This window comes from Archangium sp. Cb G35, from assembly GCF_001896145.1.
GTDB lineage: Bacteria > Myxococcota > Myxococcia > Myxococcales > Myxococcaceae > Archangium > Archangium violaceum.
On record NZ_MPOI01000008.1, the window covers coordinates 72597 to 90401 of the forward strand.

The 17805-nt window shown below is 70.6% G+C and carries 16 protein-coding genes; 3 read left to right on the top strand and 13 right to left on the bottom strand.

The genetic code is table 11. The annotated features are described in order from the left end of the window. Nucleotides 1–49: 49 nt before the first annotated feature. From BO221_RS24410 to BO221_RS24430, 5 genes are all read right to left on the bottom strand, one after another. Nucleotides 50–895, bottom strand: coding sequence for an OmpA family protein (locus tag BO221_RS24410; protein ID WP_073562911.1), 846 nt, complete (start codon nt 893–895; stop codon nt 50–52). 152 nt (nt 896–1047) lie between these two features. After that, nucleotides 1048–2721, bottom strand: a complete 1674-nt coding sequence (locus tag BO221_RS57390; RefSeq protein ID WP_073562912.1) for a diguanylate cyclase — start codon at nt 2719–2721, stop codon at nt 1048–1050. Between the two features lie 91 nt (nt 2722–2812). After that, nucleotides 2813–3409 carry a hypothetical protein gene (locus tag BO221_RS24420; protein WP_073562913.1) on the bottom strand — a complete coding sequence of 199 codons (597 nt, stop codon included), beginning with the start codon at nt 3407–3409 and terminating at the stop codon, nt 2813–2815. Between the two features lie 114 nt (nt 3410–3523). After that, complete coding sequence (gene argE / locus BO221_RS24425) at nt 3524–4684, bottom strand: acetylornithine deacetylase (protein ID WP_073562914.1); 1161 nt, start codon at nt 4682–4684, stop codon at nt 3524–3526. Nucleotides 4685–4802: 118 nt separating this feature from the next. Continuing rightward, nucleotides 4803–5276: a ferritin-like domain-containing protein gene (locus BO221_RS24430; RefSeq protein ID WP_043404576.1), complete on the bottom strand. Its 474-nt coding sequence runs from the start codon at nt 5274–5276 to the stop codon at nt 4803–4805. A 180-nt stretch (nt 5277–5456) separates the two neighbouring features. On the opposite strand from BO221_RS24430, the gene BO221_RS24435 reads away from it, so the two are divergent. Further along, entirely contained in the window at nt 5457–5771 is a 315-nt protein-coding gene (locus tag BO221_RS24435) for a hypothetical protein (protein WP_073562915.1), read from the top strand. 98 nt (nt 5772–5869) lie between these two features. Here the strand turns inward: BO221_RS24435 and BO221_RS24440 are convergent, their stop codons facing one another. Then, on the bottom strand, nt 5870–6184 hold the full coding sequence (locus BO221_RS24440; RefSeq protein WP_073563246.1) for a PQ-loop domain-containing transporter: 315 nt from the start codon (nt 6182–6184) through the stop codon (nt 5870–5872). A 154-nt stretch (nt 6185–6338) separates the two neighbouring features. Here BO221_RS24440 and BO221_RS24445 point away from each other — a divergent pair, with 154 nt between their 5' ends. Continuing rightward, nucleotides 6339–6773 (top strand): CBS domain-containing protein, encoded by a 435-nt coding sequence (locus BO221_RS24445; protein ID WP_073562916.1) that lies wholly within the window; start codon nt 6339–6341, stop codon nt 6771–6773. Between the two features lie 8 nt (nt 6774–6781). Here BO221_RS24445 and BO221_RS24450 read toward each other — a convergent pair whose 3' ends face one another. Genes BO221_RS24450 through BO221_RS24470 form a run of 5 tightly spaced genes read right to left on the bottom strand, consistent with a single transcriptional unit; the run spans nt 6782 to nt 16084 of the window. Next, nucleotides 6782–10486 carry an FG-GAP-like repeat-containing protein gene (locus BO221_RS24450; protein ID WP_073562917.1) on the bottom strand — a complete coding sequence of 1235 codons (3705 nt, stop codon included), beginning with the start codon at nt 10484–10486 and terminating at the stop codon, nt 6782–6784. A gap of 11 nt (nt 10487–10497) precedes the next feature. Continuing rightward, a complete protein-coding gene (locus BO221_RS24455) occupies nt 10498–12018 on the bottom strand; it encodes a hypothetical protein (protein WP_073562918.1) in 1521 nt (506 codons plus the stop codon). Beyond that, nucleotides 12018–13394, bottom strand: a complete 1377-nt coding sequence (locus tag BO221_RS24460) for a DUF1501 domain-containing protein (protein WP_073562919.1) — start codon at nt 13392–13394, stop codon at nt 12018–12020. Before BO221_RS24460 ends, BO221_RS24455 begins: the two co-directional genes overlap by 1 nt. Before the next feature lie 21 nt (nt 13395–13415). Further along, entirely contained in the window at nt 13416–14081 is a 666-nt protein-coding gene (locus tag BO221_RS24465) for a hypothetical protein (protein WP_073562920.1), read from the bottom strand. Further along, nucleotides 14081–16084 (bottom strand): DUF1585 domain-containing protein, encoded by a 2004-nt coding sequence (locus tag BO221_RS24470; protein ID WP_369865508.1) that lies wholly within the window; start codon nt 16082–16084, stop codon nt 14081–14083. The genes BO221_RS24465 and BO221_RS24470 overlap by 1 nt, the downstream gene beginning before the upstream one ends. Nucleotides 16085–16231: 147 nt before the next feature. On the opposite strand from BO221_RS24470, the gene BO221_RS24475 reads away from it, so the two are divergent. After that, on the top strand, nt 16232–16798 hold the full coding sequence (locus BO221_RS24475; RefSeq protein WP_073562922.1) for a DUF420 domain-containing protein: 567 nt from the start codon (nt 16232–16234) through the stop codon (nt 16796–16798). A gap of 27 nt (nt 16799–16825) precedes the next feature. Here the strand turns inward: BO221_RS24475 and BO221_RS24480 are convergent, their stop codons facing one another. Together BO221_RS24480 and BO221_RS24485 are read right to left on the bottom strand one after the other, a co-directional pair. Then, a complete protein-coding gene (locus tag BO221_RS24480; RefSeq protein WP_073562923.1) occupies nt 16826–17209 on the bottom strand; it encodes a DUF952 domain-containing protein in 384 nt (127 codons plus the stop codon). Between the two features lie 72 nt (nt 17210–17281). Further along, nucleotides 17282–17788, bottom strand: coding sequence for an SRPBCC family protein (locus tag BO221_RS24485; protein ID WP_073562924.1), 507 nt, complete (start codon nt 17786–17788; stop codon nt 17282–17284). Between the last annotated feature and the right edge of the window lie 17 nt (nt 17789–17805).

Genomic DNA, 17805 nt, shown 5'->3' on the forward strand with positions numbered 1-17805 from the left:
CAAGTTCGTGAAGACCGCGTCCGGAGGGGACCTCCTCCGATTACCCGGCTCAGCGGCCGCCCGTGGCCACTCCGGGCGCCAGGACGATCTCGATGCGCCGGTTGAGGCTGCGGTTCTCCGGCGTGTCATTGGGCGCGATGGGCTGGTACGGGCCGTAGCCCGCCGCCGACAGCACCGTGGGGTCCACCCCCGCGTCCTGCAGCGAGCGCACCACCGCCATCGACCGAGCCAGGCTCAGCTCCCAGTTCGATGGGAACGGCCCCTTCGGGTCCGTGGGCAAGTCGTCCGTGTGACCCTCCACCCGGATGATCTTCCCCTGCACCCCCTTGAGCGCCTCGGCGATCTTCGCCAGTGCGTCCGCGCCTTCCTTGCCCACCCGCGCCGAGCCCGAGGCGAACAGGATCTTGTCCTTCATGTTCACCGTCATCCGGCCCCGGAGCTCCGACAGCTCGATCTTCCCCTCGGAGATCTCCTTCTCCAGGCTCTTGGCCAGGCTCTCGTACTCGGCGCTCCGCTTCTCCAGCGCCTCCTTGGCCTCGGCCAGCTTGCGCCTGGAGCTCGCCAGCTCCTCGTTGAGCGCGGTGAGCTCGGCGTTCTTCTGCTCCAGGGCCCGGCGCTCGGCGGCTCCCGCCGTCAGCCGCGTCTCCGCCGTGGTCAGCCGCGTGTTCAGCGCCACCTTCTCCTGCTCCAGCCCCGCCACCTTCTCCTCCAGCCCCTTCACCTGCTCCTCCAGCTGGCGCACCTTCGCGTCCGCCGCCGCCCGCGCCCCCTTCTCCTCCTGCAACTGCTCGTCGAGTGTCTGGGCCCTCTGCATCGCCGCGTCGTACTTGCCCTGCGGCACGCACCCCGTGGCGAGCACGAAGGCGCACAGTGGTGCCAGCAACCTCTTCCTCATGTCCCGTTCTCCTTCCAATCAGTTGGAGCACCAACTACACCCATCCCAGGGGTGCTGTGAACCCCCTGCCTACATCAGGGGCCACAGGATGGAGAACGGGCTCGGATACCCTCACCCCGTCCCTCTCCCGAGGGGAGAGGGGAGGGAGGGCGTCACTTGTGCTCGCGTGGGGCGCCCGCCCGCCCGGCGTCGAGGATGGACCGGGAGAGATCGTCCATCACCCGCATCAATTCCTGCCGGACCTCGTCGGAGGAGGTGCGCAGCTGCGTGGTGAGGATGTGCAGCGCGTCTCCGGGAGCGGAGGCCTCGTGCAACATGCGGGCGGCCGTGCGCGTGGCCGTGAGCGGACCTTCCACGTCCTCCGCCACGAGCCGGCGCAGCCGCTCCAGGACGCTGCTGGTGGAGTTGGCAACGGGCGCCGGGGCCTGCGCGGGCTCCGCCGTTCCCACCGTCACCGGGCACACCCGGTTCCGGCCCTGGCGCTTGGCGCTGTAGAGCGCCGCGTCCGTGAGCTCGATGAGCTCGGACATGGAGGTGGCGTGCGCGGGGTAGCACCCCACTCCGGCGCTGATGGTCAGCGCGCGGCTGCCTCCCCGGGCCCCGTGCACCGTGGCCCCGTCCACCGCGGCCCGGAAGCGCTCGGCGGCGATCAGCCCGTGCTCCAGGTCCGTCTCGGGGAGGATCATCGCGAACTCCTCGCCTCCATGCCGGGCCACCACGTCCGTCGAGCGCGCCGTCTGCCGCAGCCGCAGGGACACCTCGCGCAACGCCTGGTCCCCGGCGGTGTGGCCGAGGTTGTCGTTGACCTGCTTGAAGTGATCCAGGTCCAGCAGCACCAGCGTCATCGGGTGCTTGTAGCGCTGGGCACGGCGGAACTCGACGCCCAGGGCCTCGTGGAAGTAGGCGCGGTTGTACAACCCGGTGAGCGGGTCCGTCACCGCCACCAGCATGGCGCGGTCGCGCGAGGTGCGCAGCTGACGCTGGCGGCGCTGGCGGCGCAGGGCGCTGGCCAGACGGGCGGCCAGCTCGGCCATGGGCGTCTGCAACGTGAGGTAGTCATCCGCGCCGGCGTCGAACGCCATCACGCGCCGCGAGGTGGACTCCGTCTCGTCCACCACGAGCATGGCGGGCGCTTCCTCGTCGAAGCCGAAACGCTTGAGCAGCGGCTGCTCCCCCTCGAGCGCCACCGCGTAGCTGACGACGAGCAGATCCGCGTCCGAGGAGCCCAGGCGCTGCGAGGGCGCGCGCTGGGTGAGCTGGAACTCGCCGCCCACGGGCGTGCCGCGCAGGGCCCGCGCGAGCCGCTCGCTCACCACGGGCATGTGGTGGATGATCTCCACCCGCGCCTGGGGGGGGGTGGGCGCGTCCGGCTCGCGCATGACGCGGGCCATGGCCTCGTGCTGCGCCTGCAGCTGGGCGCGCATCTTCCCCAGCGAGATGAACGAGCGCACCCGGGCCAGCATCTCCGCGTCCGGCGCCGTCTTCGTGAAGAAGTCGTCGGCGCCCGCCACCAGGCCATTCACCCGGTCATCCGTGGAGTCCAGCGAGGTAAGCAGGAGGATGGGCGTGTTGCTGGTGCGCGCGTGGCTGCGCAGGCGGCGCGTCAGCTCGTGGCCGTTCATCTCCGGCATCATCACGTCGAGGATGAGGAGATCGAACGGTTGGGGACCCTCGGTCGCGAGCCCGAGGGACTCGCGGGGAGAGGTGGTCATCACCACGTCCAGCCCGCTCTCCATCAGCCGTGAGCCGATGGCTTCGAGTGCGATGGGGCTGTCATCCACCAGGAGGACGCGGCCCGTGGTTCCGAGGGTATTGAGCGCTGCCATGGGATCCGTTCTGTCTGCGGTCTTCAGGCTATCAGTTACGAGGGAGTGAGGGACACCCACCCCCTGCCTCCCAGGCCAGCTGGGAAGCCCTTCACCAGGTGATGACGTAGGTGCAGCGATCGCCCCGCCACTTGCGGCACGGCTTCGTCTCGTCATGCACCACGCGGGCTCTCGATTCGTAGAGCTGGGCCACGGCCGTGAGCACGCCGATATCGAACGCGCAGGGGTACGGCGTCTCGCACAGGCTGATGACCTTGCGCTGCCCTGGCACCGGCTCGTAGCCGTAGTGGCCAATCCCCTCCTCCATCCGCCCGGTCTCCAGGTCGAACATGAGCCGGCCGTTCTTGCGGTGGTTCAGGTGGTACGCCACGTCCACGCCCTTGATGGCGCTGTAGATGTCGCGGACGCTCTCCGGCAACCCCACGCTGCGGGGGATGGCCATGCCGATCTGCGTCAACAGCCCGTCCCCCAGCTGCTTGCCGATCTGCTGGAAGCACAGCAACCAGGAGCGCTGCGAGTACCAGCCCGTCAGATCCAGCTGCGCCTGGCCCCGGGCATTGGGCGTGCCAATGCCCTCGTCCAGCAGGTAGGCGCTCCCGAGCACCGCGAAATTGCTGAAGCCGTCCACGACCGCCTTCACCGCCTGTCCCTTGACCTCGATACCCTCTTCGAAAGGGACGAATTGCATCTGGCGGCCCCTCCCCGTGGCCTACCTTTCAGGACTGTAGCACCCAACACGGGAAAGCGAACAAGTCCGGCGAGTCCTCCTCTCCAGGAGACCGGGTGCGTCCTGACCCGCTCACTAGGGGGTTCCCGCTACCGCCGCGCCGCAGAAGTGGGCGATGGCCCGGGTCAGATACGCCTCGCACCGCACCAGGTCCTCCATGGGGACGTACTCACCCGTCTGGTGCGCCACGCGGATGTCCCCCGGGCCGAACACCACCGCCTGGGCGCCCAGCTCCGTGAGCTGCGGGGCCTCCGTGCCGAAGGGCACCGTGATGGGCGCGTTGCCGGACAGCTCCGCCAGCACCCGCACCACCTCCGCGTCCGCCCGCGTGTCCACCGCCGGATCCGTCCGCAACAGCTGGATGCGCGCCTCGTAGCCGGGCTCGTCCCGCACCAGCTCGTGCCGGATGGACTCCAGCAGCTCCAACACCCGCTCCTTCGGCTGCCGGGGAATGGGGCGCCACTCCACCGTGAAGCGGCACGCCCCGGAGATGACGTTGGGCGCCTTGCCCCCGCTGATGAGCCCCACGTTCACCGTGGTGAAGGGCGGCTCGAAGGACTCGTCCCGCTCCTCGCGCAGCCGCGTGCGCGCCAGCGTCTCCAGCTTCTGCAGGAAGCGCCCCGCCCGGAAGATGGCGGACGCCCCCGCGTCCGGGTACGCGCTGTGCCCCTCGCGCCCCCGCACCTCCACCTCCGCCAGGCAGTACCCCTTGTGCGCGCGCACCGGCACCAACGACGTGGGCTCCCCCACGATGGCGTGCCTCGCCCGCCCCTTGCCCAGCGCCACCAGGTGCTTGGCCCCCTCGCAGCCCAGCTCCTCGTCCGCCGTCAGCAACACCATCAACGGCGCCTTCAGCTTCCCCGGAAAGTGCGTGGCCGCGTACAGCGCGCAGGAGATGAAGCCCTTCGTGTCACACGCTCCCCGGCCGTACAGCCTCCCGTCCCGCTCCGTCAGCCGCAGCGCGTCCGTCCACTCCGCGTCGTACGGCACGCAGTCCGTGTGCCCCACCAGCGCCAGCGCCGCCCGCTCCTCGCCGCCGCCGCCCTTCACGGCAACGAGGTTCACCTTCTCCACCCCCGCCCCGTCCCGGTACGTCACCCGCTCCACCTGGAAACCCGCCGCCTCCAGCCGCGCTCCCGCCTTGTCCACCAGCGGCGCGTTGGGACGCGTGGACGTCGTGTCCAGCGCGACCAGCTCCCTCAACGTCTCGCGCAGCTCGGGCAGGGTGTCACTCACGGTGGGGCCTCCAGGGCTCGGAATTCCGCGCTCCGCGCGGGATGGGGTCAGCGAATGTAGACCCTCACCCTGGCCCTCTCCCAGGGGGAGAGGGGAAATTGCACCCGGGGGTCTGCGCTCAGGCCTGCGCTTCGGCGCCTTCGTCCGCCACCACCCAGGGGCGTTGGCGCACCGCGTCCTTCACCCACGTGATGTGCCGCTCCTCGTCCCGCCGGTTCTTCTGGATGAGCGCGCGCACCTCGGGGCTCCACTCGAAGCTCAGCGCCAGCTCGTAGGCCCGGTTGGTGAACTCCTCGTTGCCGAGCATCGCCACCAGCGCCGCCTCCGTCCCCATCATGCTCGTCATCGCCGTCAGGCCCTTCATCGCCGCGCCCTTCAGGTCCGGCCTCAACTCCACCGGCTCTCCCCCGAACTGGCGGATGAACGCGTTGAGCTCCTGCACGTGCCGCACGTGGTCCACCCGGAAGTCGTTCAGCCGCTCGCGCACCATCGGCTCCTTCACCCGCGCGATCGCCGCGTCGTACGCCCCCACCGCGTCCACGTCCATCTGCGCCAGGCTGCGCAGCTTCTCCACCTCGGATTTGCGTCCCATACCGTCCTCCTCCCCGCCCCTCGCGTCAGAGTCCCCACAATCTGATCGGACCCGCCCGCACGGCCAACCCCACCGCCCCGGCGCCCGCCCGGACAGCAGGCAGGGAGGCTCCTCCCCTCCACCCCCCCCTCCCTCATGCGCACCTTTGCCTCACACCTCTCACCACCGGAGGCACCGGACATGAAGAACGAGGACGCGGTCACCACCAATGTGGAGATGCAGACGCGGCGCATTCCCTCCATCGGCTTCCTCGGCGTCGCCATCGGGTGCATGGCCGCCAGCGCCTTGCTGATGATCAGCGGACGCAAGACCTGGGCGAACTTCGTCGGCCAGTGGGCACCCACCATCCTCATCCTGGGGACCTACAACAAGATCGCCAAGACGTTCTCCGCACCCATCGACGAGCAGCAGCGCATCCAGCACGGCGGCCACCCCTCCATGATGAAGTCGCCCGAGGAGCTCACCCGCCAGATGTCTCCGCAGCCGGTGAGCTGAACCCCTCGCCGGAACCCACGCCGAACACCTCACGGCCCGGCCCCCTGCCCCTCCCGCGGAGGAGCCTGGGGGCTCTCGGTTTCGCCGGGCGGCCCGGCTCAGGCCCTCGCGGGGCTCATGCCCGTGGGCACCGTGCCACGCCGGGACTTCATCCGCTCCGCGCGCCGGTGCTTCACCACGATGGCGAGCCCCACCAGCGCGCTCAGCAACATCAAGGCGTTGGTCACCACGAAGACCCAGTTGTCCACCAGCACACTGTAGAGGGTGAAGCCCGTGGAGGCGGTGAGTTGCCCCACGAAGAGCCACGTGGATACCCCCTCGCTGGTGCCGGAACGCCACTGTTTGTAGACCTGATTGGCGATGGTCAGCACGAGCACGAACGAGCTGAACCAGCCAATGACTTCGCTCCCCATGTGCTCAACGATGCGCACGCCCGAGGCGCCACGAGGCCCCTCCGCCCGGGGGGCGGGCGTCCAGTCGCGGACAGGGATTGCGGAATGCGCGGCAGCCACGCCGGAGCGGACACACCCTCCCCTGCGAAGCATCCACACCCATGAGGTGCGTCCCATGAAGATTCGTGACGTGATGACTCCGGACGCCGTCGCCGCCCACCCGGGGACGACGTTGATGGCCGCCGCCGAGATGATGCGCCTGCTCAACGTGGGCTCCCTGCCCGTCGTGGACGGAGAGCGCGTCGTGGGCATCCTCACCGACCGGGACATCGTCGTGCGAGGACTGGCCCTGGGCTTCAACCCGCGCACGGCCTCCGTCGCCGACGTGATGACGCGCAACGTGCAGACGTGCTCCGTGGACGACGACGTGGAGGAAGTCGCCCATCAGATGAGGGAGCTCCAGGTGCGCCGCCTGCTCGTCGTGGACGAGCGCGAGCGGCTCATCGGCATCGTCTCCCTGGGAGACCTCGCCATGGAGATGGAGGACCAGCGGCTCGCCGGCCGGGTGCTCGAAGGCATCTCCGAGCCCTCCACCGCCATGGCGCACTGAGGCCGGGCCTAGAAGCCGAGCGGCACCAGGAAGGCCGTGCCGTTCTGCGTACCCGTGCGGTAGCTGAGCGGCGCGCCGACGACGAGCGTGGGCGGAGAGCTGCCACTCCCGGCGATCAGCGCCAGGTCGGTGCCGAAGCCCGAGCGCTCCGCCACGTCTCCCGTCAGCGTCAGCAGGGGCGTGAGCGCGCCGGACAGCCCCGGCCCGCCCGCGTACACGAACACCGCGCCGCCACCATCCGAGGCCACCGACGCGCCCGGGGCGCTCACCACCAGCTCCGGCGCCCCGTCACCCGTCAGGTCCACCCCACCGGCCAGCACCGAGCCGAAACCCACCGCCCGCGAGCGGTGCACCACCACCTTGGTCTGCAAGGGGATCTCGAGCGCGCCCACCACGTCCTTGCCCGACGTGCCCAGCCACGCGTCCCTCAGCTTCGCCGTGTCGAAGAGCATCACCGCCGGCTGTGTCACGCCGTTGTAGGGCACGTTCGTCGCGCTCACCGCCAGGTAGTCCGCGCCATCCTTGCCCAGCACGCGGCCCACGCGGGCAATCGACAGGCCCAGCCCCATGAAGTTCATCCCCACTTCCGGGTCCGCCGCCAGCCGCACCACCTTCGCCTCCTTGCGTCCACCGCACCGGGTCCCGCCCTTGTCGAAGCCGAACAGCACCGCCACGCCCGAGCGCGTGCTGCCATCCGAGTAGCGCCACCCCACTTCGTGGCAGCCATCCCCGTTCAGGTCCCCCAGCGCCACCGGCACCGAGGTCGCCTGCGAGAAGTAGAGCGAGGAGTAGCCGGGGTCGCACGCCATGGTCCGCTTGGCCAGCGTGACGTCATCCGGCGCACGTCCCAGGAAGAGCTCGAAGCCGTTGTTGCGCAGCGCGCCGATGTCCTGCATGCCGTCGCCGTTGAAGTCGAAGCCGCCCACCACCCCGCGCCCGATGCCGTTGCGCGCGCAGGTGCTGCTGCCGCACGTGACGCTGCCAATCGCCCACAGCCGGTACGCCGGCTTGTAGGTGCCGTCCGCCTGCGCCAGCGACACCAGCACGCCGCCCGACTGCAGGTCGGTCGAGCCCGTGGGCAGACACTCGGTCCTCACCGTATGGTACGCGTTGCCCAGCTCATTGGCGTTCGAGGCGGTCCGGGGCACGGTGAAGGCCGGCGCGCCCAGCACCAGGTCCGGCCGCCCATCTCCGTTGAAGTCGGAGAAGGCCACGTCCGTGCCCACGTTGCGCCCGTTGTACAGCGGCGAGTTCGTTCCCTCGGCCGCGAGCGTGCCCGCGCCGCCCGCCGCGCCGAACGTCCACGCCCGGCCCGCCGACAGGTCGTTGCCATCCTGGTTGATGCCCGGGCCGTGGAAGCCCGGCGAGCCCACCAGCGCCACCACGTTGGCCCCGCTGCGCGCCACCGCCACCGACTCGCCGAAGCGCTCCACGCTCGGCCTGGCCGGCACCAGGTAGCTCGTGCGCTTCCACGCCGCGAGCGTGTCACCCTCCTTCATGAAGCCATCCACCCGTCCGGTGAAGGCACGGCCGTCCGGCGCGGAGGCCCGGCCCGCGAACACCACCAGCGCCGGGTTGTCCGGCAGCGCCCAGGCTGCGATGCCCACCCCGAAGGCGTCCGACTTCGCCGCGCCCGGCAGGAAGGTGACCGGCTTGTTGAGGACGGTACCCCTGGCCAGCCCCGTCAGCGGGTACACCAGCACCTTGCCGCCATAGCGCATCGCGGCGGTGCCCGTGCCAACGGTCGCGTAGGGCGCGCCAACCAGCAGCTCCAGGCCGGGGGTGCCGTCCACGTCCGCCGCGGCCCAGCCGCGCCCCGCCACGATGGAGGCCGCGTCCCCGTAGAAACGGGCATACGCGTTGGCGAGCAGCTGCTGCGGCGGCGTGGTCGAGGGGTCGCCCGTGGGGGCGTACGTGCTCACGTCGAAGAGAAAAGCCCCGCCCGCGTCCGTCATCGCCCCCAGTCCGCCGGTGCTCCGGAGGTCCGGCGAGTCCGCGCGGTCCAGCAGCACCACCAGCAGCGGCGGCCGCGACCCCTCGGCCGGAATGGTGCCCAGGCGCCAGGTGCCCTCGTTACCGTCCGCGGCGTTCGTGGGCAGCACGTAGACGTCCGGCGTGGCGCGGAAGCGATTGCCCTCGGCCCGGCCGAAGAACACGGACACCGCCGGCTGAATCACGCCCGCGGACGTGCCATCCGCCCGGTAGCGCGACGTCTTGCCCAGCGCGGCGATGTCCGCCCGCCCGTCCCCGTTGAGGTCCGCCACCACCACCGCCTGGCCCATGTTCGTCCGGGAGCGCTGCTCGATGGTGCCGCTCACGCTCTGGTCGGTGCCACCCAGACGGATGGTGGGCAGGTCCGGCACGGGCTGGCCCGGGGTGAGCTGGAAGATGTCCACCACGCCGCGATTGACGAGTCCGCCGCTGGACGCCAGGTCACCGTTCGGCGAGCCCGCCAGCACGTCCAGGTCCCCGTCCCCGTCCACGTCCGCGAGCGCCACGCCCGTGCCGAAGGCGCCCCGGCCCACCCCGGAGAGGGGCGTGCGGATGCGCTCCGGCCCGCTGGTGCCGAAACGGTACAGGTACACCGCGCCCGAGCCGTCGATGGTGACGTCCGCGCCCGGCGAGGACACCACCAGCTCCGCCTTCCCGTCCTTGTCGATGTCGCCCGCGGCCAGTCCGTCGCCGAACCGGGCCGTGTCCGTCTCGCCGGTGAGCACCCACGTGGGCTGCTCGGGGATACCCGAGAGGCTCCCCTTGAAGATGAACACCGCGCCGCCCTGGGGCCGGGAGAGATCGCTCTCCGGCCGGCCCACCGCCACGTCCGGTACCCCGTCCCCATCGAAGTCCGCCGTCACCACCGCGGCCGTGTCGGTGATCTGCCCGTGCGGCTGCGTGTCGCGCGTCAACTCGTCCAGCACGCGCACCGACACCGAGGCCTTCTGGTTCGTGAACGGGTCCGCCGCCTCCAGCACCGCCGCGCCCTTCGCGCCCGGCTCGACCACGAAGCGTCCACCCTCCACGGAGCCCGGACCGGACACCTTCGTCCAGACGATGCGGTCACTGCCGCCCACCGTCTCCAGTTGCACCGAGGAGCCCGCGGGCACCGCCAACAGCGCCGGCGAGCCGCGCAGCACCGCGTCCGCGCGGACCTCGAACTGGAGCACGGCCTCGTCACCCGTGCGGCTGTCGCGCACGCGCACCAGGTCCACGCCCGTGCCCGAGCCCGCCGTGTACATGCCCGAGGGCGTCACCGTGCTGTTCACGTCGCTCCGGTCCAGGGAGAAGACGGGCTCGCCCATCTGCCCCGTCACCTGCACCTGGAAGGACGTGCCCGGCTTCAGCGTGGCCCGCGCGGGCGCCACGTCGAAGGCCGCCACCACCTCCACCTGAGTGCTCGCGTCTCCGGGGCAGCGCAGATCCTCCACCACCAGCGTGTCCGTGGACGGCGTGACCCCGGCGACGAAACGCGAGCCGCGCATCTCTCCCGAGGAGCCACCGGGCTCGACGAGGTAGCGGTAGTGGCCGCTGCCTCCCGTGGCCGTGAGCGTGACGGGCTCCTTCACCCGCGTGCGGGTGGGGCTCGCGGAGAGGGCAAGGGGCGGCAGGCCCGCGCAGGGATCCACCGCCGGGAGAGGCTCGGTGGGCTCCACCTCCGGCTGGCACGCAGCCGACAGGAGGGCGAGCACGAGCGACGCGCGGGAGACTCGGTTCATGATGAAACGCCTCAGGGGTTCGCGCCGGTAGCCGCCCAGCGCTGGATGAGGGAGATGAGCTGCGGATCCAACGGGCCATCCGCGGGCATGCGCTGATCCTTCACGGCCGCGATGATGCTCTCCGCGTTGTCCTTCCAGAGCGTATACGTGCCCAGGGGACGCGCCGGACCGGTGTCATGGCACTTCGCGCACCGGGCCTCGTGGATGGGACGGATGTCCTTGTCCCAGCCGAGCGCCACGGTGGACAGGGGCTGGTAGTCGAAGCTCACCACGCGCCGGGCCTCGGTCCCATCCGCGTAGCGCGCCACGGCGGAGAGCGAGTGAATCCCCGGCTCCAGGCCCACGAAGGAATAGGCCTTGGGCGTGCCATCCGCCTCCGTGCCGCCGAGGCTGTAGGCGGGGCCACGCACCGGCACCTCCACGCCCGCCACCTCGTAGGTGAAGGTCAGCGGCGCCACGCCCGGCACCAGCCGCGCGCTCACCACCAGCGAGTCCTCCACCACCTGCGAGCCCTCGAGCAGTCCGAGCACCCGCGGCACCGGGCCCTTGCTGAGCGCCACCGTCTCGGCGCCGAGCTGCACCCAGGCACACCCGCTCTCGTCGGCCGCCAGGAAGCGGAACTCGCGCGTGTCCACGCCCGAGGCCTCGCCCCACGTGCCCGTCTCCGCGTCATGGGCGAGCAGCTTGCCGTCCATGTTCACCCAGATGAAGCGCCCCGCCCCCAGCACCTGCTCCGGCTTGCGCGCGAGCGCCACCTGCCGCCACCCGTCCTCCGCGAGCCGCAGCAGCCGCGACGACGTCAGCACCCACGCCTCGCCCTTGCCCTTCTCCGAGGCACCCAGCCCCGCCAGCCCCACCACGCGCTCGCCCTCCTGCAGCGGCAGCGAGGAGACCTGGCGCACCTGCCACGTGCCCGGGGCGGTGCGCACGGCGACGCTCAGCGTCTCCTGGCGGAGGAACCACAGGCCCTGCGCCCCATCCTCCGCGGGCGCCGAGGCCAGCGCGGTGATGCCGTCCAGCGCCTGGCCATTCACCTTGAGCGCGGACAGCGCGCCGCCCTGCAGCCGGTACAGCCCCGAGGCATGTCCGAGCCACACCGCACCATCCGGCGTGGCCGCCGTGGCCACCAGCCCCGTGCCCAGCACCTCGCGCCAGGGCGGGGCGATGAGCCAGCCCGACTGCGCCAGGAAGAGGCCATTGTCCGCCTCCACCAGCGCCGAGCCCGCCCCCATCCGGAAGACGGCGCGGGCCCGGCCCGGCGTCACCGTGTTGCCCGGGTGGCTCTCCAGCGCCGCCTTCGTCCCGTCCAGCCGCAGGCGGATGACGTTGCCGTCCGCCGTCGCGAAGATGCCGCCCCCCGTCTGGTCCGCGAACCCGGACGCTGGCGCCACATCCACCTCCGTCCGCACCTGCACCGGCGCGAAGGGCTGGGGACTCGGGTGGTCCTGAGGGAGGGACGGCGCGGGCTCGCAGCCGGACAGCAGGGCCGCGAGCATCAGGGGGCCGATACGGTACGAGGCTCGGGTCTTCATCACGTCGCCAGCAGCGGCTTGAGGGGTTCCACGCGGGTGATGCTGTAATCCAGACCAGCGGACGCCAGTACCGTCGCGATGATGTGATCCGGGAGGATGCTCTCTCCGTTGTTCGAGTCCTTGGCACCCGTCTTCAGGTCCACCAGGCCCGCCGCCATGCCGATGTCACCGCTGTGGCCGAACACCATGTTGTGCTTCACGCCAGCGCCCATCAGCAGGCAGCTGTTCGTCAGGTGGTGATCCCGGCCGTTGGTGGCGTTGATGAGCGGGGTGCGGGCGAACTCGGAGAACACCAGGATGGTGGTGTGGTCCATGAAGTCGCCGCCGGACGGGTGGGGGGTGCTCTCCAGGTCATCCACCAGCCGCGCCAGCGCGTTGAAGCCCGTGCGCAGGTTGGACAGGTGCGTCGTCTGCGTGCCGAAGTGCGTGTCCAGGCCGCCCACCAGGTTGATGGACACGCACTGGCTGATGCCCAGCTTCAGCGCCGTGGCCACCAGCGCCGCGCGCCCCGCCGCGCTGTCGTACGGCCCCGTGTCCGGCAGCCCGTAGAAGGCACGGACCGCGTTGTTCTCGGTGTTCTTCACCGCGAAGTTGAACTTCTCGCTGAGCCCGCCCTGCAGCACCTGCAGCACCTGCTCCCGGCTCGTGTGATAGGAGTCTCCCACCCCGCCCGCGCTCAGGGCCGCCTCGTCACACGTGACGGGCTCCCCCCCCAGCGCCAGCAGCTCGGTCTCGATCTGGCTGTCCAGCTTCCGGGTGCTCGGCTTCAGCGTGTTCACGAGGTCCGTCGAGCGGCTCACCCGAAGCGCGTTGGCGCTGCCGGGGTAGCGGTCGTTGTACGACTCGACGCCGTACGCGATGGACGGAATGGGAACGGTGGGCACCAGCTGCCCGACGACCTCCGTGGCCGTGGACGAGCCACGCGCCGCGGCGCCGATGGGGCGCTTGCCGGTGATGAAGTAGCGCATGCCCTCTTCATGCGCGAGCGTGGTCATGTTGACGCCACGCACCACCGCCATGCGGTTGTAGTGCTTGGTCAGGTTGGCCACCGCCGGACCGAAGGTGATGTTGGAACCGGCGGGAGTGATGGGGAACGGGGCCGTCCCATCCGTGAAGAGGTTGTAGCCCGGGAGGATGCGCGTCTCCGCCACGCGCTCGGGCGTGAAGACGTCCGGGTCTCTCGGGTCGAAGGCGAGGAGCTGATCCCACCCGCCCGAGAAGTAGACGAAGACGAAGCAGCGGTCCGCGGGCTTGAGCACGGCGGCCTGCGCGAAGGAGCGGAAGGGCAGGCCCCCCAGGAGGCTGGCGCCCAGGAAGCCGGCGCCGGCCTTCAGGAGGGTGCGGCGCGAGGTAGCAATCGGGTCGTTCTTCTTCATGGAGATATCTCCCCGGAGCCGTCAGTAGGTGAGGAAGCGCGAGTCCGTCATCAACGCGATGCACACCGCGGCCAGCGCCTGGTCACGGCCGTTGGTGATGGCCTCGGCGCGCGCCGCCGCCTTCGTGAAGAAGGTGGCCCAGCGCGTCAGCTCGTCGCCCTGCAGCGGCGAGCCCCAGAAGCGGGTGGACAGGTACACGAGCAGCTCGCGCACCTGGGCGTCGGAGAGCTTGCGCAGATCCGTGAGCGGGCCGGGAATCGTGCGGCTGAGCACGCGCGCCTCCGGAGAGGCCAGGCTCTTCTCGGCGGCCGCCTGGGCCATGCACACCTCGCGCGCCCCGTCCTCGAGGAACTTGGCGAAGACGAGGTTGGGCTCGGTGCTCTCCTGGTTGACGAGCGCGTAGTCGGCGCGGCCCAGGGTGGTGGCCAGGCCGCCCTCGAGGCCCGCCCACGGGCGGCCCACGGCCACCTCGATGGAGCGGGCGAGCTGGGTCACGGTGAGCCGGCGCGGCGAGCGGCCCACCCGGCCATCCTGCAGCTCGGGGTCCGGCAGCGGCGTGCCCATGTCCCCGTGCGGGTTGCCCACGGGCTCGAGCTGGCCGTCCACCGGGGGCGGAGCGGCGGGAGTCTTCTCACCACACCCGGCGGCGCCGAGCGCGAGCAGTGCGGACAGAAGCAGGCGGCGCATCAGTCGATCCTCCGGTAGGCATCGGACATCACCACGCGCTCGATGAGCGCCTTGAAGCGGTGGCCGTCCCGCGCGAAGTCATCCGCGAGCGGCTGGAGATACATGCGCTGCTCCTCCGCCGACATGGGCCGGCCGAGGAACTCCTGCCAGACGCGGCGCACCGCGCAGCGCTCCAGGTCTCCCGTCTGCAGCATGCGCTGCACCAGCAGGGCCGGACCGCTCTCGATGTTGTTCTCCTCGTCCGCGGTCCGGTAGAGGTACGTCTTGAGCAGGCCCAGCGAGTTGGCGCCATCGCCGTCGTACGCCTGCATCACGTACTGGCCGCACTCGCCACCGCACGAGGTGTTGCCCGAGAGCGCGCAGTCGCGGCACTTGGGGTCATAGCGGGGGAACTGCTCCGGCTTGAGGAAGAGCGCGGCGCGCTCGGCGTAGCGGCCCCAGTGGGCGCCGGTGGGCTCGATGGTGGCGTGGCAGTAGTTGCAGCCACAGCGCTTGGCCAGGTTGTTCTCCCGGTTGCACGCGTCCTCGGCGGCCGGCTGGCGGGCGTTGTCCGGCGGCGCGAAGGACTTGCACAGGAAGGCCGCGTAGAAGTGGTTGACGCGCGCGCGCTGGGTGGGGAAGCGGTAGAGGAACGCGGGCGTGGTGAGCACACCCGAGTGCGAGCTGTCACGCACGTACTCCTTCCAGGTGTCCGCCTGCGCGAAGGGCAGGCTGGGCAGCGCCTGGGGCTCGGCCGGCGGCGTCACGCTGAACACGCCCACGGCCTGCTGGGTGTTCCGGTACATCTCGGACAGCGGGCCGTTGACGAAGGAGCGGCGCGTGGTGAGGATGTTGAAGTAGGGCTCGTCTCCGCGCACCACCGACTCGGCGATGAGCTCGGGCTCGTCGTTGATGGCCTCGATGCGGGCCGTGTGCGTGGAGCCGTTGGGCGCCTCGCAGCGGCTCATGCCCTCGCCACAGCCACAGCTGCGGTCACCGTTGAAGCGCGCGGTGGTGCACGGCTCCATCGTCCACGGGTTGGCCAGGCGCTCCTGGGCCTCGATGGCGCACACCTTCACGTTCGCGGCGCCGGCGTTCCAGAAGGGCGCGGGCCGGTTGACGAAGCCCTCGCGATGGACGCAGCCGCGCCGCGGCTCGTAGGAGCCCTTGATCTCCAGGCCGTTGGTGCGCTTCAGGTTGAGATTCATCGAGCAGCGGTCGAGCCGGCTGCTGCCGTCCGCGTAGGCCACCACGCGGTTGCTGTCGGCCGGATCCACGACCGCGGTGAACGTGGCCGTCCGGGGCACGCACCTGTGCGGCACCAGGGCGGTGCCCACCAGCCGCATGTCGCAGAAGTAGCGGAAGGGCGCGAGCGAGGAATCCTTGTCGATGGCCGCCTCGCACGAGGTCACGCCGGCGATGGGATTGTTGCTCGCGTCCCGGTCCAGCCGGGTGCAGGTGTAGAAGTTGGTGTCGTAGTCCCAGCTCACCGGCATGGGGACGCCCTGCTCGTCGTAGCGCTCCTTGGCGCACGCCGCGGCCGTGGCGGGCAGCGGCGGATCCACATGGGGATCCTGCCGGGCGGTGCACACGTCCTGGGCAATGGCGTTGTCACAGGTCTGGCCGTTGGCGCCGCGCAGCGGGCGGCTGCTGTTGCCGCGCAGGGACATGGCGTCCGTGGCCGAGCCCGAGCCCGTCATGCGCGAGTTGCCGTTGTTGAAGACGCTGGAGCTCACGTTGCTCCACATGAGCGCGCGGTGGTAGGCACGGATGCGGGCGTAGAACTCCTCCTTGTCCATGAGGGCGCGCACGTCCTCGACCGTCACCTGCCCCTTGGCCTTGGCCGCCTGGTACTCCTCATACGTGGGCGGCCGGCCGAGCAGATCCAGCGAGAGTTGGCGCAGATGGCGCTCGAGCGGAACCTTCGAGACCGGGGCACACACCGGTTCTTCCGCGAGCGCGGGGAGAGAAACCATGAGAACAGCGGTCGCCAGGGGGGCGAGGAAGCTTCGTGCGAGCCGCACGGGGACCTCCGAATGGGGGCGCAGCGGGGGGACTGCGGTTGCCCTTATGCCAGGAATTCCCGTTAATAGCTATACGCTTGCTGATGTAACAGAGAAGCAGGCCTCGGCAGTTGCATGCGGGGCACAGTCAGGACAGAAAGCTACGCCATGTCTGACGCTACTTCCGCTCCGCGGGCCCCGGTGAGCGACCGCGGTTTCTACGTATTCACGGCGGTGGTCTCCACCGCCGCGCTCTCATTCCTCGCGTATCTTCTTCTCATCCGCCGAGGAGGCGCGGTGGAGGGAGTGGACCTGCGCTTCCTGCCCGCGGTGAACGCGAGCCTGAACGCGCTGGCGGCGGCGTTCCTGACGGCGGGCTGGGTGGCGATCCGCCGCAAGGCGAGGCGCGTGCACCAGTACCTGATGGTGTCCGCCTTCGCGGCCTCGGGATTGTTTCTCGTTTGTTACCTGGCCTACCACTTCGTGCACGGGGACACGCGCTACGCGGGCGGCGGGGTGATGAGGACGGTGTACCTGAGCATCCTGGCCAGCCACGTGCTGCTGTCCATCTTCGTGGTGCCGGGCGCGCTGCTGTCCTTCTACTTCGCGTGGCGCAAGGCCTTCGACAAGCACCGGAAGGTGACGCGGTGGCTGGCGCCCATCTGGCTTTACGTGTCCGTGACGGGCGTGGTCATCTTCTTCATGCTGCGCGGCAGCCTGCCCGCGGTGCACTGAGGGGCCCGGGCCTCCCGGAGTGGGCGCTCAGGGGATTCCGGCCGGGAAGGCGTGCGTCCCGTCCGGGCTCAACGGCAGCTTCGTGACGCTCCGCACGGCCCCGAGGGGGAGCGGACCGTAGAGGTGGGGGAACAGACCGGGGCGGGAACGGCTGGACGCCGGTTCCCAGCGCAGGACGTCTCCGAGCGCGGCGACGTCCACCTCGATCAGGAGCAGGTCCGGCTCGCCAGCGCGGTGTTTGGCGGCACTGGCGCGCACCTGCGCGGCGGTGGAGAAATGCAGGAAGCCGTCACGCGTATCGTCAGCGCTGCCGCGATACTCGCCCACGGCCTCGGCCGCCCGCCAATCCCCATCACGCACCAGGGTATAGATGGTGGTGACGGATTCGGGCGGGCGGGCTCGGTCGCTCATGCGGGCATGATGCGCTACTTCCGCGGCTTCTGCCCGTCTCCGGACGGCCCGGCCCCCCCGACGCCGGTTGACTCAACCCGCCGTGGTGGCCGTGGACTCCAGTTGCCGGACCCGGCGGGCGAACTCCCCGAAGAAGACCGCGTGGAGACGCTTCAGATTGGCGAGCTGCGGCTCCGAGCCGCGGTACTCGCCCCCCCAGGTCAGCGTGCTTCCGCTCGCGGTGCGTTCGACGGTCACGACGGCACTGCACGCCAGGGGGTGGCCTCGCAGGGAAGCGTACTCGAGGAGCCGCGGGGGCTCGAAGCGCACCAGGCGGTAGTGCAGCTCCGGGCCACCAACCGCCAGGCGCTCGGCGAGCACCGCGCCCGCGGCGAGCGGGGGCCTCAGCGCACGGATGAAGGACACGTCGTTGGCCCAAAGCACGGCGTCCGGTGAGTTCGTCAGCGCGCGCGTGAACTCCGCCCAGAGAACCTCGGGAGCGAGTGCCGCCGGGAACGTCTGGGTGAAGGGATACACACTCGCATCCGGAGCGGCCGTCTGCAGCGGGAGCGTGGCGGGATCGAGTCCGGTGTCTGTCATGGCTCGCGACCGTATCA

Coding starts and splice junctions, on each gene's coding strand:
- BO221_RS24410 (WP_073562911.1), bottom strand. CDS start 895: ATGAGGAAGAGGTTGCTGGCACCACTGTGCGCCTTCGTGCTCGCCACG.
- BO221_RS57390 (WP_073562912.1), bottom strand. CDS start 2,721: ATGGCAGCGCTCAATACCCTCGGAACCACGGGCCGCGTCCTCCTGGTG.
- BO221_RS24420 (WP_073562913.1), bottom strand. CDS start 3,409: ATGCAATTCGTCCCTTTCGAAGAGGGTATCGAGGTCAAGGGACAGGCG.
- BO221_RS24430 (WP_043404576.1), bottom strand. CDS start 5,276: ATGGGACGCAAATCCGAGGTGGAGAAGCTGCGCAGCCTGGCGCAGATG.
- BO221_RS24435 (WP_073562915.1), top strand. CDS start 5,457: ATGAAGAACGAGGACGCGGTCACCACCAATGTGGAGATGCAGACGCGG.
- BO221_RS24440 (WP_073563246.1), bottom strand. CDS start 6,184: ATGGGGAGCGAAGTCATTGGCTGGTTCAGCTCGTTCGTGCTCGTGCTG.
- BO221_RS24445 (WP_073562916.1), top strand. CDS start 6,339: ATGAAGATTCGTGACGTGATGACTCCGGACGCCGTCGCCGCCCACCCG.
- BO221_RS24450 (WP_073562917.1), bottom strand. CDS start 10,486: ATGAACCGAGTCTCCCGCGCGTCGCTCGTGCTCGCCCTCCTGTCGGCT.
- BO221_RS24455 (WP_073562918.1), bottom strand. CDS start 12,018: ATGAAGACCCGAGCCTCGTACCGTATCGGCCCCCTGATGCTCGCGGCC.
- BO221_RS24460 (WP_073562919.1), bottom strand. CDS start 13,394: ATGAAGAAGAACGACCCGATTGCTACCTCGCGCCGCACCCTCCTGAAG.
- BO221_RS24465 (WP_073562920.1), bottom strand. CDS start 14,081: ATGCGCCGCCTGCTTCTGTCCGCACTGCTCGCGCTCGGCGCCGCCGGG.
- BO221_RS24475 (WP_073562922.1), top strand. CDS start 16,232: ATGTCTGACGCTACTTCCGCTCCGCGGGCCCCGGTGAGCGACCGCGGT.
- BO221_RS24480 (WP_073562923.1), bottom strand. CDS start 17,209: ATGAGCGACCGAGCCCGCCCGCCCGAATCCGTCACCACCATCTATACC.
- BO221_RS24485 (WP_073562924.1), bottom strand. CDS start 17,788: ATGACAGACACCGGACTCGATCCCGCCACGCTCCCGCTGCAGACGGCC.